This is a genomic window from Cellulomonas sp. Marseille-Q8402 (genome assembly GCF_965119525.1).
Genome location: NZ_CBCPLX010000001.1, coordinates 1,115,600 through 1,131,112, shown reverse-complemented (window position 1 = coordinate 1,131,112; position 15,513 = coordinate 1,115,600). Strand labels below are relative to the sequence as shown.

Genomic DNA, 15,513 nt, shown 5'->3' with positions numbered 1-15,513 from the left:
CGGGGGTGCAGGGACATGGACGACAGGGTGGTCGTCGGCTACGACACGTCGCCGGAGTCAGCGGCAGCGGTCCGGTGGGCCGCGACGCAGGCCGCGGGCCGCGGCTGGGCGCTGGACGTGGTGCACGCCTGGGGGTTCGCCGGGCGCGAGGGCGGCGGTGCCGGGGACACCTGGCTCGGACGCCAGGTGCAGGCCCAGGTGCACGACGTGGCCGCCGAGGGCGGCGGCGTGGCCACGGAGGCGGCGCCCGGCGTCGGGGTGCGGGCCGTGGTCGCGTACGGCCCGCCCGCGCGCGTGCTCGCGGAGCGCGCCGAGGACGCGCGGCTGGTCGTCCTCGGGCGCCGGGGCGCGGGGTCGGCGCGGGCGACGCTGCTGGGGTCGGTGACCACGGGCGTGCTGCACCGCGCCCGGTGCCCGGTGGTGGTCGTGCCCGAGGGGTCGCACGCCGGTGCCGGACGGGGTCCGGTGCTGGCGGGGTTCGACGGGTCGCCCGGCGCGTTCCGGTCGCTCGAGGCGGCGTGCGAGCAGGCCCGGCGGCTCGGCACGGAGGTCGTCGCCGTCACCGCCTGGACGTCCACCGGTGAGACCACGAGCCCGCGCTACTGGGCGACGTCCTACCCGGTGCGCTCGCCGGGGGAGGTCGCGCTGGAGGAGGCGGAGCGGGTCGCCGAGCGGGCGCGCAGCTGGTCCGCGGCGCAGCAGGACGTGACCCTGTCCTGCGACGTCGCGGAGGGGCGTGCGGCCCACGTGCTGGTGCGGCGCTCGCACCACGCGAGCCTCGTGGTGGTCGGCACCCGCGGCCGCGGCGGGTTCGCGAGCCTGGTGCTCGGGTCGACCAGCCGCGCGGTGGTGCAGCACGCCGAGTGCCCGGTGCTGGTGACCCGGGGCGCGGACGCGGTGCCAGCCGGGGACGGCGCGCGACCCGAGCGGGAGACCGCCCCGGTGTAGGGCGTCGCCTCAGGCCCGGGGCGCCGCCGTGCTCGCCCGGACCACGAGCCGCGTCGGCACGACGATCCGCGTGTCGGTGAGCGTCTCGCGGCCGCGGATCTGCCGGAGCAGCAGGTCGACCAGGCGGTCGCCGATCTGGTGGAAGTCCTGCTGGACGGTGGTCAGCGGCGGCCAGAGGAACTCGGCGAGCGGGATGCCGTCGAACCCCACGACGGAGATGTCCTCCGGGACCCGGCGACCGTGCTCGTGCAGCGCCCGGACGAGCCCGGCGGCCATCTCGTCGTTCGCGCAGAGCACCGCGGTCACGTCAGGGGCGTCCGCGAGCCGGCGGCCCTGCTCGTAGCCGGAGCGCGCGGACCAGTCGCCGTGCAGCACGGCGGGCACGGGCCGGCCCGAGCCGACCAGGTGCTCGCGCCAGGTGTCGACGCGGATCTCGGCGGGCGCCGAGTCCGCGGGCCCGGCGAGGTGGTGCACGGTGCGGTGCCCCAGGTCCAGCAGGTGCTGCACGGCCAGGTGCGTGCCGGTGACCTGGTCGGCGCCGACCGCAGGGTGGTGCCCGACGAACCGGGAGTCGGAGACCACGACCGGCATCCGCGGCGGCAGCGCCAGGCTGGCCGGGGTCGCCGTCTCCGCGCGGATGATCACCAGCCCGTCGATCGACTGGTGCGACAGGCGCTGCGCCGCCTCGGCCATGTCGTCCGAGGAGGGGGTCTGCACGTCGATCAGGCTGACGGTGTAGCCCTCGGCGCGCGCGGCCTCGACCACGGCCTCGACGGTGCGGGACTCGCCGGTGCGGGCCAGGCGGTGCGCGATGAGGCCGATGGTGCCGAAGCTGCCGTACCGCAGCGCCCGCGCGGCGTGGTTGGGGGAGTAGCCGAGCCGGTCCATCGCCGCCAGCACGCGCTCGCGGGTCTCGGGCCGGACGTTGTCGGCGCCGGTCGACACCCGGGACACCGTCTGGGACGACACCCCGGCGAGCACGGCGACGTCCGCGATGGAGGGGCCCGGGCGACTGCGGCCGGGCGCCGGTGCGGTGTCGGTCATGCGGTGATCGTAGCGCGATGGTGACGTCACCATCCGCGGCTCGGGAACGCTCCTGGGCGGGGTGAACCCCATGGGCCGCGTTCACGGGCCGCGCGGCGCACCCTCAGCGGTCGAGCGCGTGATCCTGCAGATGGTGACGTCGCCATCGGCACTCCGCAGCCATGCGGCGCAGGTTTGACACGATCCCGACCGCGTGGCAACGTGGCGCCCGCGCCGCTCGATGTTGACGTGAACATCGACAGGCGCCCGACCCCCGAAGGAGTGGCTCGCTGTGACGACGCAGAACGTCCCCGCGCCCGTGGTCGCGACCCCCCGGGTCGCCGCCGCCAAGCGCCCGCGGCGCGGCAGGTGGACCGGCTGGGGGTTCGTCGGCCCGTTCATGGCCGTGTTCGCCCTGGTGTTCCTGGCCCCGATCGCCTACTCGATCTACCTGAGCCTGTTCCGCAAGCAGCTGGTGGGCGGCAACTCGTTCGTCGGGTTCGACAACTACCAGCGCGCGTTCTCCGACCCGCAGTTCTGGGAGTCGGTCGGCCGCGTCGGCGCGTTCCTCGTGGTCCAGGTGCCGGTCATGCTCGGCATCGCGCTGCTCGTGGCGCTCGCCGTCGACAGCGGCCGGCTGTACGGCACGAGCTTCTTCCGGATCTCGATCTTCCTGCCGTACGCGGTCCCCGCGGTCGTCGCCGCGCTGATGTGGGGCTTCATGTACGGCACGCGGTTCGGCCTGGTCGGCAACATCAACGACACCTTCGGGATCTCGCTGCCCAACCCGCTGTCGCCGGACCTGGTCCTGCTGTCGATCGGCAACATCGTGACCTGGAGCTTCGTCGGCTACAACATGCTGATCTTCTACTCCTCGCTGCGCACCATCCCGACCTCGCTCTACGAGGCGGCGGAGCTGGACGGCGCGAGCCAGTGGCAGGTGATCCGCGCGATCAAGATCCCCGCGATCCGCGGCGGGCTGGTCATCGCGACGATCTTCTCGATCATCGGCAGCTTCCAGCTGTTCAACGAGCCGAGCATCCTGCAGAGCCTCGCGCCGAACGCGATCACCACGTACTTCACCCCGAACCTGTACGCCTACTCGCTGTCCTTCTCCGGCCAGCAGTACAACTACTCGGCGACCATCGCGATCATCATGGGCCTCATCACCATGGTCATCGCCTACGTGGTCCAGCTGCGCGGCATGCGCAAGGAGGCGTGACGCGATGACCACCACCACCGCCCCGACCGCGAGCGCGCCCGCACGCCCCGCGACGAGCGCCCCGCGCCTGCGGTCCCGCAAGGCCTACAGCTCCGACAAGCCGCGCCGCAGCGTCCTGCTGACCGTGCTCACCGCGGTCGTCGGCCTGTACAGCCTGATCCCGCTGGCGTGGCTCCTGATCAACGCGAGCAAGACGCAGCAGGACCTGTTCGACTCGTTCGGCCTGTGGTTCAGCGGCGACTTCGCCCTGTTCTCGAACATCCGCGACACGCTGGCCTACGACGACGGCATCTTCGTCCGCTGGCTCGGCAACACGCTGCTGTACGTGGTGGTCGGCGCCGGCGGCGCCACGCTGCTGGCGGTGCTCGGCGGCTACGGCCTCGCCAAGTTCGCGTTCCCCGGCAAGCGGGCGGTGTTCGCGACCGTCATCGGCGCCGTGGCGGTCCCCGGAACCGCGCTCGCCGTCCCGACGTTCCTCATGTTCAGCCAGATGGGCCTGACCAACACCCCGTGGTCGGTGATCATCCCGTCGCTGATCTCGCCGTTCGGGCTCTACCTCATGTGGACGTTCGCCGCCGAGGCGATCCCCACGGAGCTCATGGAGGCCGCCCGGATGGACGGCGCCAGCGAGGCGCGCACGTTCGCGCAGATCTGCCTGCCGCTGCTGGCCCCCGGCATCGTCACCGTCCTGCTGTTCACGATGGTCGCGACCTGGAACAACTACTTCCTGCCCCTGATCATGCTGAAGAACCCCGACTGGTACCCGCTGACCCTCGGCCTCAACGCGTGGAACGCGCAGGCCGCAACCGCGGGCGGGCAGGCGATCTTCAACCTCGTGCTGACCGGCGCGCTGCTCACGATCATCCCGCTGATCGTCGCGTTCCTGCTGCTGCAGCGGTTCTGGCAGTCCGGACTGGCCGCCGGCTCCGTCAAGGAGTGAGCGCGCGCCCGCACCCCCGATCTCGATCCCATCTGACGACGAAGTGAGAGGACCCCGCATGTCCACCAACTCCCGCACCCTCTGGCGCGGCATCGCCACCGCCGGCGTGCTCGCCCTGGGCCTCACGGCCTGCTCCTCCGGCGGCGACTCCGGCTCGGGCTCCGGCGACGCCGCGGCCGACGGCGGCTCGCTGACCGTCTGGGCCTGGGACAACACCGTCGAGCCCATCGCGGACGCGTACATGGAGGAGAACCCGGACGTCACGATCGACGTCGTCAACGCGGGCACCAACACCGACGAGTACACCGCCCTGCAGAACGCGGTCGCCGCCGGCTCCGGCGTGCCGGACCTCGCGCAGATCGAGTACTACGCGATCCCGCAGTTCGCGATCGGCGAGTCGCTGGCCGACCTGTCCGAGTTCGGCGCCGCCGACCTGGACGGCACCTACAGCCCCGGCCCGTGGAACGCCGTCCAGCAGGGCGAGGGCGTCTACGGCCTCCCCATGGACTCGGGCCCGATGGCGCTGTTCTACAACACCACCGTGTTCGAGAAGTACGGCGTGCAGGTCCCGACCACCTGGGACGAGTACCTCGAGGCCGCGCGTGCCCTGCACGCCGCCGACCCGAACGTCTACATCACCAACGACACCGGCGACGCGGGCTTCGCGACGTCGATGATCTGGCAGGCCGGCGGCCAGCCGTACCAGGTCGACGGCACCGACGTGACGGTCGACTTCACCGACGAGGGCTCGACCGCGTTCGCCGAGATGTGGCAGCAGCTCATCGACGAGGACCTGCTCGCGCCGACGTCGTCCTGGAGCGACGAGTGGTACCAGGGCCTCGGCAACGGCACCCTCGCCTCGCTGACCATCGGCGCCTGGATGCCGGGCAACCTCGAGGCGAGCGTGACGCAGGCCGCCGGCCAGTGGCGCGTCGCCCCGATGCCGCAGTGGGAGGCCGGCCAGACCGCGTCGTCCGAGAACGGCGGCAGCGCGATGTCGATCACGTCCGCCAGCCCCAACAAGGAGCTCGCGTACGACTTCCTCAGCTACCTGTCGAACGGTGACGGCACGCAGATCCGCATCGACGCCGGTGGCTTCCCGGCCACCACCGCCGACCTCGAGTCCGACGAGTTCCTCAACAAGGAGTCGGAGTACTTCGGCGGCCAGAAGATCAACGAGGTCCTGGCGCAGTCCGCGGCCGACGTCGTCGAGGGCTGGCAGTACCTGCCGTTCCAGGTCTACGCGAACAGCATCTTCAACGACACGGTCGGTCAGGCGTACGTCGGCGGCACCACGCTGACCGAGGGCCTGGAGGCCTGGCAGGAGCAGTCCATCAGCTACGGCGACGAGCAGGGCTTCACCACCAACTGAGCCCCGCCGCACCACCAGGGCCGGCGGCGGGGGAGCACCCCGCCGCCGGCCCGTCCCGAACCACGAGACCCCGGGGGACCACCCAGCCATGCCCACGTTCGAGATCGGCGAGCGCGACTTCCTGCTCGACGGCCGCCCGCACCAGGTGATCTCCGGCGCGCTGCACTACTTCCGGGTGCACCCCGAGCAGTGGGCGGACCGCATCCGCAAGGCCCGGCTCATGGGGCTCAACACCATCGAGACCTACGTGGCGTGGAACTTCCACGCCCCGGAGCGCGGCCGGTTCGACCTGGACGGCCGCCGCGACCTGGGCCGGTTCCTCGACCTGGTCGCCGCCGAGGGCATGCACGCGATCGTGCGCCCCGGCCCCTACATCTGCGCCGAGTGGGACGGCGGCGGCCTGCCCGGCTGGCTGCTGGCCGACCCCGACGTCGGCGTGCGCCGGCACGAGCCGCGCTACCTCGCGGCCATCGAGCAGTACTACGACCAGCTGCTCCCGCTCGTCGCGGAGCGCCAGGTCACCCGTGGCGGCAGCGTCATCGCCGTGCAGGTGGAGAACGAGTACGGCGCGTACGGCGACGACCACGAGTACCTCCGCGCCCTCATCGCCCTGGTCCGCGCCCGCGGCATCGACGTGCCGCTGCTCAGCTGCGACCAGGCCGACGACACCATGCAGACCCGCGGCAGCATCCCCGAGCTGCACCGCACCGCGACCTTCGGGTCCCGGTCGACGGAGCGCCTGGCGCTGCTGCGCCGCCACCAGCCCACCGGGCCGCTGATGTGCATGGAGTTCTGGAACGGCTGGTTCGACTCCTGGGGCCTGCACCACCACGTCGCCGCCTCCGAGGCGAACGCCCAGGACCTCGACGACCTGCTCGCGGCCGGCGGCTCCGTGAACCTCTACATGTTCCACGGCGGCACCAACTTCGGCTTCACCAACGGCGCGAACGACAAGGGCACGTACCTGCCGATCACGACGTCCTACGACTACGACGCGCCGCTGGCGGAGCACGGGGCGGTCACGCCCAAGTGGCACGCGATGCGCGAGGTCATCGCCCGGTACGCCCCCGTCCCCGACGAGGTCCCGGCGGACCCGGCCCCGGCGCCGGAGCTGACCGTCGACCTCGACCGGCGCCTGCCGTTCGCCGACGCGCTGCCGGCGCTCGGCGAGGCCCGGTCCTGGGACCACCTGCCGACCACCGACGAGCTCGGGCACTGGTCCGGGTTCACGCTCTACCGCACGCAGGTCACGGCGGCCGACCGCGCAGTCACGTTCACCGAGGTGCGCGACCGGGCGGTCGTCGCCCTGGACGGCGAGCCGGTGGGCGTGCTGAGCCGCACCGAGCACACCCGGACGATCACCCTGCCCGCCCGCGCGGGAGAGCTGACGCTGCTCGTCGAGGACCAGGGCCGGGTCAACTACGGGCCTCGGATCGGCGAGCCCAAGGGCCTGATCGGGCCCGCCCGCACCGCGGACCGGGAGCTCACCGCCTGGGAGACGGTCGCCCTGCGGCTGGACGAGGTGGAGCCCGCCCTGGCAGAGCTGCTCGCCGACGCGCCCGCCGCTCCGGTGGACGCCCCCGTCGCGGGGCCGGCGTTCCTGCGCGGCGCGTTCGACACGGTCGCCGGCGCGGACCACTTCCTGCGCACCGACGGCTTCGGCAAGGGCCTGGTCTGGGTCAACGGCTTCCTGCTCGGGCGCTACTGGAGCGCCGGCCCGACCGGCACGATGTACGTCCCCGGGCCGCTGCTGCGCGCCGAGGGGAACGAGATCGTGGTGCTCGAGCTGCACGGGGCCGCCGAGGCGCGCGTGGCGTTCGTCGCCGGTCCCGACCTGGGGTCCTCGGAGGTCTGAGACTCACCCGCTCGCGACGTCGGTCCACCCGCTCGGGCCCTCAGATGACCTGCAGGGACGCCGATGACACGAGCAGGTGCCCGGTCTGCCGGCCGGGCCGTGGGTCGAGCGAGGCAGGGTCAGCACGTGGACGGCGCAGGGCCGCAGGACGGGTGGCAGGACGCCGCGGAAGGCGCCCGGCTGCTCAGCGGCGCGCTCGCGGCGCTGACGCGTGACGGCGGCTTCCCGCTGGACGGCGTCACGCCGCGCGCGCCGGCCTCGGCCGCCGAGGGCGCGGGGCGCACGCCCGGCCTGCCCCGGCGGCGCCGGCGCGAGGGGACGACCGAGGACAACGCCGCGGTGGTCGCGCGCCAGGCGCAGCGGATCCGGCAGCTGCAGAGCCTGATCGAGGCCGCGCCGATCGGCATCGGACTGGTGCAGCTGGACGGCCGCACGCCGCTGACCAACGACACGCTGCGGCGGCTGCTCGGGTACTCCACCGAGGAGTTCGCGACCATGCCGTTCTGGCAGTACACGGCGCCCGAGGACGTCGCCGAGAACGACCGGCTGTTCCGCGCCATGGTCGACGGGACGGGCGGCGCCGACGACGGCTTCGCGATGGAGAAGCGGTTCGTCCGCAAGGACGGCACCACGCTGTGGGTCGAGCTCACCGTCTCGCTGGTCCGCGACGCCGACGGGCGGCCCGACTACGCGATCGGGATGACCCAGGACATCACCGAGCGCAAGCGGCTGGCCGACGAGCTGCGTGCCGCCGAGCTGCACTACCGCCTGCTGGTCGAGCACGTGCCGGCCGTGGTCTACATCGCCGAGCCCGGACCGGGCGGCCGCTTCGAGTACGTGAGCCCGCGGCTCGAGTGGATGCTCGGGTACCCCGCGCAGGAGTGGCTGGCGGACCCGGGCGCGTGGGCGCGCACCATCCACCCGGCGGACCGTCCGGTGCGGACACACGAGGAGGCGCTGCGCGCCGGGGTCGCGGACGGGGAGATGCTGCCCTCGATCACCTACCGGCTGCGGCACCGCGACGGGCACGACGTGTGGGTGCGGGACGACGCCGTGCTGCGCCGGGACCGCGACGGCAGCCCGCGGCTGCACGGCGTCCTGCTGGACGTGACGCAGGAGAAGACGCTCGAGGAGCGGCTCGCGCACATGGTGGACCACGACGCGCTCACCGGGCTGGTCAACCGCGCGCACTTCCACCGGCTGGTGGACGAGGCCCTGGCCGGCGGCCGGCTCGGCGCGCGGCGCAGCGTCGCGGTGCTCTACGTCGACCTGGACGACTTCAAGGCGGTCAACGACAGCTTCGGCCACGCCGTCGGCGACCGGGTGCTGGTGGCGGTCGGCGAGCGGCTGCGCGCGCTGGTGCCGCCCGGCAGCGCGGTGGCGCGCCTCGGCGGCGACGAGTTCGCCCTGCTGGTCACCGGGACCCCGGCGGCCGTGCGCAAGGCGATCGCGGCCGCGTCGGCGATGGGCGAGGTCACCGTGGACGCGGCCGGCGAGACCGCACGGGTCCGCGCGAGCGTGGGCGCGGCCGTCGCGGACCGGTTCCACACGACGGAGCTGCTGCTGCACGACGCCGACCAGGTGATGTACCGGGCCAAGCTCGGCGGCGACCGGCGCGGCCGGTCCGACCGCCGGTCGGGCGAGGAGCGCCGCTCGGGCGGGGACCGGCGGCAGGGCGCGGACCGGCGGCAGGGCGGGGACCGCCGCTCGGCGGGCGACCGGCGCGCGCAGGGCGAGCGCCGGACCGACGACCGCCGCGCCGGGGCCTGAGCCCGGGCGCGGCGGTCGCGTCGCTCAGGCGGGCGCCCCGACCCGGGCGAGCATGCCGAGCACCACGGCGGCGGACCGGTCCGCCGCGTCGTCCACGTGCGTGCGGAAGTCGTCCGCGCCGGCGGGGCCGCACAGGTCGGAGATGCCCCGGACCGCCAGGAACGGCACGCCGTACACGTGCGCGACCTGCGCGAGCGCGGTCGTCTCCATGTCCGTGGACAGCCCGCCCGGGAACTGCTCGCGGACCGGGCCGACCAGGTTCGCGTCCACGAACGCGTCGGACGACAGCATCAGGCCGGCGCGGACCGTGAGGTCGCCGGCGTCGGCACCGAGCGCCGCACCGCGCAGGCCGGCGTCGCCGGCGTAGGTCGCGGGCATGCCCGGGACCTGACCCAGCGCGTAGCCGAAGGCGCGCGCGTCGGCGTTCGTGTAGACGTGCTCGGTGCCGACCACGACGTCACCGACGTGCACCCCCGCCTGGACGCCGCCGGCGCTGCCCGCGCTCACCAGGGCGGCCGGGGCGGCGCCGCCGCGGGCCGCCGCCACCAGCACCAGCGCCGCGGACGCGGCGGAGGCGGCGTTGGCCAGCCCGATGCCGCCGCGGACCAGCAGCACCTCGCGGCCGCCGACGGTCAGCACGTGGTGCTCCGCACCGCCGACCGTGCTCGGCTCGCCCACGGCGTCGGCGCGCTCCAGGAACGGCGCGGCCTCGTCGGGCATCGCGACCTGGACGACGACGTCGACGCCGGCCAGACCGCTCGTCCCGGTCATCCCGGACGCCGCCGTCACGCCGTCACCTGGCTCCAGCCGGCGCGCTGCGCGAGGAACTCCCGCGCCGCACCCTGCGCGCCCTCGAGGGTGTGGTTGGCGCCCCACCCGCACTGCACCTCGTTGGCGGCGGGGACCTCGGTCGCCGTGGTGATGTCCTCGAGCGTCTCCTGCACCAGGGACGCGACGTCCTCCTCGGCCCACTCGCCCTGCAGGATCAGGTAGAAGCCGGTCTGGCACCCCATCGGGGAGAAGTCGATGACCCGGTCGCTGTGGTTGCGGGAGTGCTCGGCGAACATGTGCTCCAGGGAGTGCACGACCGGCATCTCGAGGTGCGCCTTGTTCGGCTGGGTGAACCGGACGTCGAACTTGCTGATGACGTCGCCCGCCGGCAGGACCTTCTTGTCCGCCAGCCGGATGTACGGCGCGGCGACCGTCCGGTGGTCGAGGTTGAACGACTCGACGTTCATGCGGGGCTGGTTCACGGCTCTCCTCGGGTGGGTCGGACGTACCGGACCATTGTGCAGCGACGACGTGGCGCCGGGTATTCCGGCGGTCGCGCCGTGGACGGAGGTGTCAGGCGGGACGCACGGCGCGGCGGGGGAGCGGCCGGGTGCGCGGGGCACGGCCGCGGTCGGAGAGCTCGAGCAGCCGCACGACCCGTCCGCGGTGCGGCGCCCACGGGGCCAGCACCTCCAGGACCTCCTCCTGCTCGACCCTCCGGCCGGCGATGCCCGCACCGACCAGGCGCGGCAGGTGCAGGTCGCCGACCGACACCGCGTCGGCGTCCCCGAGCGCGCGCCGGGTGGTCTCCGCGACCGTCCACACCCCGATCCCCGGGACGGTCAGCAGGCGCCGGCGGACCTCGGCGTCGGCGCCGGGAGCGTCCGGGGCGACCGCGAGCACCTCCTGCAGCCGGCCGGCGACGGCCGCGGCGCGCAGGATGGTGCTCGACCGCTGGTCGTCGACCCCCGCCCGGCGCCAGTCCCACACGGGGACCTGCCGCCACCCGACCGCGTCCGGCGGCACCCGCATCCCGGCGGGTGCGGGCCCCGGCGGGACGGACCCGTGGCGCCGCAGCAGCCAGCGCCACGCGTGGTGGGCGTCCGCCGTGACGACGCGCTGCTCCAGCACCGCGGGCACCAGGGCGCCCAGCACGTCGGCGGTGCGCGGCACCCGCAGCCCGCGCAGGCGCCGGTGCGCCGCCGCCAGGCCGAGGTGCCCGGCCGGGTCGAAGGTGCGCGGGTCGTCCCGCGCGCCGAGCAGGTCGGGCACCCCGGCGAGCGCGCGTGCGGCCCCCGGTCCCCACGCGGTGGCCGCGACGCCGGCCGCGCCGGGCCGCAGGTGCAGGGTCGCCGGGCCGTCCGGGGTGCGCAGCGCGAGCCAGGCGGTGCCGTCGACCTCGAGGCGGACGGCCGGGTCGAGCCCGCCGCGCCGGACCATCCGCAGGGTCAGCCGGACGTCCAGCGGGCCGTCCGGCACGTAGGTGCTGGTGAGCGGTGCGGCGCTGCCGGAGCCGGCGGGGAGGGACGGGTCGTGCACCCCTCCAGCATGCCGGACCCCGCCCACACCCCGCCCCGCGCGCCCCGCGCGTCCGGCGAGGTCGTCATCTGCGGTCGAGGTCGTCAGTCCTGCGGGACGACCTCGACCACGTGTGACGACCTCGGCGGGAACAGGCGCCGCGGCGGCGCCGGGCGCGATCAGGCGGCGCGGTGCTCGGCGACCTGCGCCAGCCAGTCGACGACGCCGTCCAGGTACTCGGCGCGCGGGGCGTCGGCGGACAGCGCGAGGTCGTGGATCCCGCCCGGCACGGCCATCAGCGTGACGTCGTCGCCCAGGCGCGGCGCGCGCGACCAGATCTGCGCCACGTCCAGCACGGTGTCCTGCGCGTCGAGCAGCGGGTTGCTGCGGGAGTTCGGGCCGGACTCCGCGGCGGTGCACACCAGCACCGGCGCCTCGATGGTCAGCCCGCGCGCGAGCCGGGCCTGCCCGCGGCGCACCGCCCGCAGCCAGCCCGCCCGCACCGGGAACCCCTCGGCGGGCTTGAGCCGGCGGTCGTAGTCCCACCGGCCGCCGTTCGCGACGTGCAGGTGCCACGAGTACGCCGACGGCCCGTCGGCCAGCACCCGCATCCGGTCCACCTGCCCCAGGTTGTCCAGCACCCACGTGGACACGACCCGGTGGAACCACCGGGCGCCCAGGTCGAACCACGGGCTGTTCAGCACCAGCGCGTCGACGGCGGCCCGCCCCGCCGGGCTGTTGGCCCACAGTGCAGCGGTCAGTCCGCCGGTGGAGTGCCCGTGCACGACGAGGCGGTCGTGGCCGAGGTCCTCGCGGATCAGGCGCGCCGCGAGCCCGAGCTCGGCGCGGTACTCGGCGAGGTCGTCGACGTAGTGCGGCACCTGGCCCTCCCGCCAGGACCGGCCGCACCGGCGCAGGTCGAGCGCGTAGAAGGTGGACCCGGCGGCCTCGAAGGCCGCGGCGAGGTGCGTCTGGAAGAAGTAGTCGTTGAAGCCGTGCACGTGCAGGACCGCGGGCCCGCCCGTCGGCGCGGCGCCCGGCGTCCGGCGGACGACGGTCGCGACCAGGTCCGGGTCGGTGCCGGACAGCGCGAGCGTCGCCTGCTCCCAGCCGGGCCCGAGCGGGTCGGGCTGCCACAGGACCGGCGTCACGCCCGCCCCCGCGCGGCGGCCGCGGGCAGGCGCAGCGGCAGCAGCGCCGCGAGACCCAGGGCGATGACCAGCACGAGACCCAGGATGCCCCACCGCTGCGACCCCGAGACCGCGACGAACGTGGAGAACGCCAGCGGCGCGAGGAAGCTCGCGGCGCGGCCGGTCGTCGCGTAGAGGCCGAAGATCTGGCTCTCCCGACCCGGCGGTGCGATGCGGGTCAGCAGCGACCGGCTCGCCGACTGCGCCGGTCCGACGAACACGCACAGCAGCAGCCCGCACACCCAGAACGCCGACGTGCCGGCGCCCGCCAGCACGAACGTCGCCACGCCGGCGACCACCAGGCCGGCGAGCGACCCGATGATCAGCGCCCGCGGGCCGACACGGTCGTCCAGCAGGCCGGCGAGCACGGTGGCGACGCCCGCGACGACGTTGGCCGCGATGGCGAACACGACCACCTCGCTGGCGGAGAACCCGAACGTGCCCGACGCGATGACCGCGCCGAACGTGAACACGCCCGCGAGGCCGTCCCGGTACACCGCGCTCGAGAGCAGGAACAGCACGGTGCTGCGGTCGGTCCGCCACAGCGCGCGCACGTCGGTGACGATCCGCCGGTACGACTCGACGACCCCGGGGCGGCGCCGTGCGGCCGTGCCGGCGTCGGGAGCGTCCGGGACCGCGAGCAGCACCGGGATCGCGAACGCGCCGAACCACAGCGCCGACACCAGGACGGCCACGCGGATGTTGAGGCCGTCCTCGCCGGTGACGCCGAACCAGCCCACCTCGGGGTTGATGAACCCCACGAACAGGACCAGCAGCAGCACGATGCCGCCCACGTAGCCGGCACCCCAGCCGATCCCGCTGATCCGGCCCAGGGTCGCCGGTGCCGACACCCGCGGGAGCATCGCGTTGTAGTGCACCGACGCGAGCTCGAACGTCAGGTTGCCAGCCGCCAGCAGCGCGATGCCGAGCAGCAGGTTGGCGGTCAGCGAGTCCGGGTCGGGCCGCACCAGGACCATCGCCAGGCACAGCGCGACCGTGGCGGCGGTCTGCACGGCGAGGCCGCGCCGGCGCCGGCCGGACCCGTCGGCGCGCGTGCCGGTCATCGGCGCGAGCACGGCGATGAGCACGCCGGCGGCGGTCAGACCCCAGCCGAGCCACGTCGAGTGCCGGGCGAGCGCGGCCTCGAGCGGGTCGCCGCCGGCCGCGACCAGGGCGGGGTCGACGAAGGCGTCCGACGTGAGCCAGCGCGTGAAGACGAACGTCGTGATGACGGCGTTGAACGCGGCAGAGCCCCAGTCCCACAGCGCCCATGCCGCGACGGGCCACCGCCCGCGCGTCGTGCGACCGTCCGGGCGGGCACCCGCGGACGCGTCGGGCGCGTCGGGCGCAGCGGCGGCGGGTGGCGGGGCGGCGTCGGCGGTCACGGACCAGGGATACCGCCGTTCGGCGTCCGGCGCGTGTCGGCACGCTGAACGGCGGGCGACGCGGCCCGTTGCTAGCGTCGCCTGCCATGACCTCGAGCGTCCGGATCGGCATCTCCGGCTGGCGGTACACGCCGTGGCGCGGGGTGTTCTACCCGAAGGGCCTGGCCCAGCGGCGCGAGCTCGAGCACGCCTCCCGGCAGCTCGGCACCATCGAGATCAACGGGTCCTTCTACGCGCTGCAGCGGCCGGAGTCCTACCGGACGTGGAAGGCGGAGGTGCCGCCCGGCTTCGTGTTCTCCGTGAAGGGCGGCCGGTTCGTCACCCACATGAAGAAGCTGGCCGACGTCGAGGTGCCGCTGGCCAACTTCTTCGCGTCCGGCGTGCTGGCGCTCGGCGACGCCCTGGGACCGGTGCTCTGGCAGCTCCCGCCGACCCTCGGGTACGACCACGACCGGCTGGCCCGGTTCTTCGACCTGCTGCCCCGCACCACGACGGAGGCCGCGGCGCTCGCGGCCCGGCACGACGAGCGGCTGGACGGCCGCGCCCTGACCGAGACCGACGCCGACCGCCCGCTGCGGCACGTCCTCGAGGTGCGGCACGCCACGTTCGAGACGCCGGAGTTCCCGGCGCTGCTGCGCGAGCACGGCGTCGGCCTGGTCGTCGCCGACACCGCGGGGAAGTGGCCGTACCTGGAGGACGTCACGTCGGACGTCGTCTACGTGCGGCTGCACGGCGACTCCGAGCTCTACGTCTCCGGGTACGACGACCCGGCCCTCGACCGCTGGGCGGAGCGGGTCGCGGCGTGGGCGGCCGGCGGCGAGCCCCCGGACGGGCGCCGCCTCGGCCCGCCCGCCGCGCCGGCCCCGGGCGGCCGGGACGTGTACGTGTACTTCGACAACGACGTGAAGGTCCGGGCGCCGTTCGACGCGATGGCCCTCGCGCGCCGGCTCGGCGTCGGCCCGGCCCCCGCCTGACCCCGCCCCGTCCCCGTGCCCGTGGCCGTGCCCGTGCCCGCGCCGAGGGTGCAGAAATCCCCGGGCACACCGGACCTGTCGCCGCTGCTTCTGCACCCTCGCGGCCCGCAGCGCGCGGCCCGAGCTACAGGTCCGGGTGCCGGCCGCGCAGGCGGTCGATCTCGCGTCGCTCCCGCTTGGTCGGCCGCCCCGCGCCGCGGTCGCGCTGGGCGGCGACGGCGACCTGCGACGGCGGCGGGGGAGCGGGCGTGCGGTCGACGTACGCGGTGGCGGCCGGCCCGGGCCCGACCCGGCGCTCGACGATGTGCGCGACCTCGACGATCCGCTCGGGCCCGTCGCCGCGGACCCGCACCTCGTCGCCGACCTTCACGGACGTCGCCGGCTTGGCGCGGTCGCCGTTGACCCGGACGTGACCGGCGCGGCACGCCGTCGCCGCGGCGGCCCGCGTCTTGGTCAGCCGCACCGCCCACACCCACCGGTCGACGCGCGTGGTCGGCGGTCCCGGGGGGAGCGGGCGCGGCGCCGGGGCTGCGGGCTCGGACATG

The 15,513-nt window shown here is 74.8% G+C and carries 14 protein-coding genes; 7 read left to right on the top strand and 7 right to left on the bottom strand.

The window, feature by feature from the left end:
* Window positions 1-15 precede the first annotated feature (15 nt).
* The gene (locus ACWPWW_RS05140; RefSeq protein WP_454049260.1) at window positions 16-948 is read left to right on the top strand and encodes a universal stress protein; all 933 of its coding nucleotides are present in this window, start codon (window positions 16-18) and stop codon (window positions 946-948) included.
* Between the two features lie 9 nt (window positions 949-957).
* Here the strand turns inward: ACWPWW_RS05140 and ACWPWW_RS05135 are convergent, their stop codons facing one another.
* A complete protein-coding gene (locus ACWPWW_RS05135; protein WP_454049259.1) occupies window positions 958-1,992 on the bottom strand; it encodes a LacI family DNA-binding transcriptional regulator in 1,035 nt (344 codons plus the stop codon).
* A gap of 271 nt (window positions 1,993-2,263) precedes the next feature.
* Here ACWPWW_RS05135 and ACWPWW_RS05130 point away from each other — a divergent pair, with 271 nt between their 5' ends.
* The 5 genes from ACWPWW_RS05130 to ACWPWW_RS05110 all read left to right on the top strand — a co-directional run bounded on the left by ACWPWW_RS05130 (window position 2,264) and on the right by ACWPWW_RS05110 (window position 9,130).
* On the top strand, window positions 2,264-3,193 hold the full coding sequence (locus tag ACWPWW_RS05130; protein WP_454049258.1) for a carbohydrate ABC transporter permease: 930 nt from the start codon (window positions 2,264-2,266) through the stop codon (window positions 3,191-3,193).
* A 4-nt stretch (window positions 3,194-3,197) separates the two neighbouring features.
* Window positions 3,198-4,133: a carbohydrate ABC transporter permease gene (locus ACWPWW_RS05125; protein WP_454049257.1), complete on the top strand. Its 936-nt coding sequence runs from the start codon at window positions 3,198-3,200 to the stop codon at window positions 4,131-4,133.
* 58 nt (window positions 4,134-4,191) lie between these two features.
* The gene (locus tag ACWPWW_RS05120; RefSeq protein WP_454049256.1) at window positions 4,192-5,505 is read left to right on the top strand and encodes an ABC transporter substrate-binding protein; all 1,314 of its coding nucleotides are present in this window, start codon (window positions 4,192-4,194) and stop codon (window positions 5,503-5,505) included.
* An 88-nt stretch (window positions 5,506-5,593) separates the two neighbouring features.
* Entirely contained in the window at window positions 5,594-7,360 is a 1,767-nt protein-coding gene (locus ACWPWW_RS05115; RefSeq protein ID WP_454049255.1) for a glycoside hydrolase family 35 protein, read from the top strand.
* Window positions 7,361-7,486: 126 nt separating this feature from the next.
* Complete coding sequence (locus tag ACWPWW_RS05110) at window positions 7,487-9,130, top strand: diguanylate cyclase domain-containing protein (RefSeq protein WP_454049254.1); 1,644 nt, start codon at window positions 7,487-7,489, stop codon at window positions 9,128-9,130.
* Between the two features lie 24 nt (window positions 9,131-9,154).
* Here the strand turns inward: ACWPWW_RS05110 and mtnN are convergent, their stop codons facing one another.
* The 5 genes from mtnN to ACWPWW_RS05085 form a co-directional block, all read right to left on the bottom strand.
* Window positions 9,155-9,901, bottom strand: coding sequence for a 5'-methylthioadenosine/S-adenosylhomocysteine nucleosidase (mtnN, locus tag ACWPWW_RS05105; RefSeq protein ID WP_454049253.1), 747 nt, complete (start codon window positions 9,899-9,901; stop codon window positions 9,155-9,157).
* Window positions 9,902-9,915: 14 nt separating this feature from the next.
* The gene (locus tag ACWPWW_RS05100) at window positions 9,916-10,368 is read right to left on the bottom strand and encodes an S-ribosylhomocysteine lyase (protein ID WP_454050403.1); all 453 of its coding nucleotides are present in this window, start codon (window positions 10,366-10,368) and stop codon (window positions 9,916-9,918) included.
* 106 nt (window positions 10,369-10,474) lie between these two features.
* Window positions 10,475-11,440: a DNA-3-methyladenine glycosylase family protein gene (locus ACWPWW_RS05095; RefSeq protein WP_454049252.1), complete on the bottom strand. Its 966-nt coding sequence runs from the start codon at window positions 11,438-11,440 to the stop codon at window positions 10,475-10,477.
* A gap of 158 nt (window positions 11,441-11,598) precedes the next feature.
* A complete protein-coding gene (locus ACWPWW_RS05090) occupies window positions 11,599-12,570 on the bottom strand; it encodes an alpha/beta hydrolase (RefSeq protein WP_454049251.1) in 972 nt (323 codons plus the stop codon).
* Complete coding sequence (locus tag ACWPWW_RS05085) at window positions 12,567-13,994, bottom strand: MFS transporter (protein ID WP_454049250.1); 1,428 nt, start codon at window positions 13,992-13,994, stop codon at window positions 12,567-12,569. The genes ACWPWW_RS05090 and ACWPWW_RS05085 overlap by 4 nt, the downstream gene beginning before the upstream one ends.
* 86 nt (window positions 13,995-14,080) lie before the next feature.
* On the opposite strand from ACWPWW_RS05085, the gene ACWPWW_RS05080 reads away from it, so the two are divergent.
* Window positions 14,081-14,968, top strand: a complete 888-nt coding sequence (locus tag ACWPWW_RS05080; RefSeq protein ID WP_454049249.1) for a DUF72 domain-containing protein — start codon at window positions 14,081-14,083, stop codon at window positions 14,966-14,968.
* Window positions 14,969-15,092: 124 nt separating this feature from the next.
* Here ACWPWW_RS05080 and ACWPWW_RS05075 read toward each other — a convergent pair whose 3' ends face one another.
* A complete protein-coding gene (locus ACWPWW_RS05075; protein ID WP_454049248.1) occupies window positions 15,093-15,512 on the bottom strand; it encodes an RNA-binding S4 domain-containing protein in 420 nt (139 codons plus the stop codon).
* Window position 15,513: the final 1 nt, after the last annotated feature.

Excerpts from the sequence above, each read along its gene's own strand:
- ACWPWW_RS05075 (WP_454049248.1), bottom strand. The coding sequence starts at position 15,512 with ATGTCCGAGCCCGCAGCCCCGGCGCCGCGCCCGCTCCCCCCGGGACCG.
- ACWPWW_RS05135 (WP_454049259.1), bottom strand. The coding sequence starts at position 1,992 with ATGACCGACACCGCACCGGCGCCCGGCCGCAGTCGCCCGGGCCCCTCC.
- ACWPWW_RS05080 (WP_454049249.1), top strand. The coding sequence starts at position 14,081 with ATGACCTCGAGCGTCCGGATCGGCATCTCCGGCTGGCGGTACACGCCG.
- mtnN (WP_454049253.1), bottom strand. The coding sequence starts at position 9,901 with ATGACCGGGACGAGCGGTCTGGCCGGCGTCGACGTCGTCGTCCAGGTC.
- ACWPWW_RS05115 (WP_454049255.1), top strand. The coding sequence starts at position 5,594 with ATGCCCACGTTCGAGATCGGCGAGCGCGACTTCCTGCTCGACGGCCGC.
- ACWPWW_RS05140 (WP_454049260.1), top strand. The coding sequence starts at position 16 with ATGGACGACAGGGTGGTCGTCGGCTACGACACGTCGCCGGAGTCAGCG.
- ACWPWW_RS05100 (WP_454050403.1), bottom strand. The coding sequence starts at position 10,368 with ATGAACGTCGAGTCGTTCAACCTCGACCACCGGACGGTCGCCGCGCCG.
- ACWPWW_RS05125 (WP_454049257.1), top strand. The coding sequence starts at position 3,198 with ATGACCACCACCACCGCCCCGACCGCGAGCGCGCCCGCACGCCCCGCG.
- ACWPWW_RS05120 (WP_454049256.1), top strand. The coding sequence starts at position 4,192 with ATGTCCACCAACTCCCGCACCCTCTGGCGCGGCATCGCCACCGCCGGC.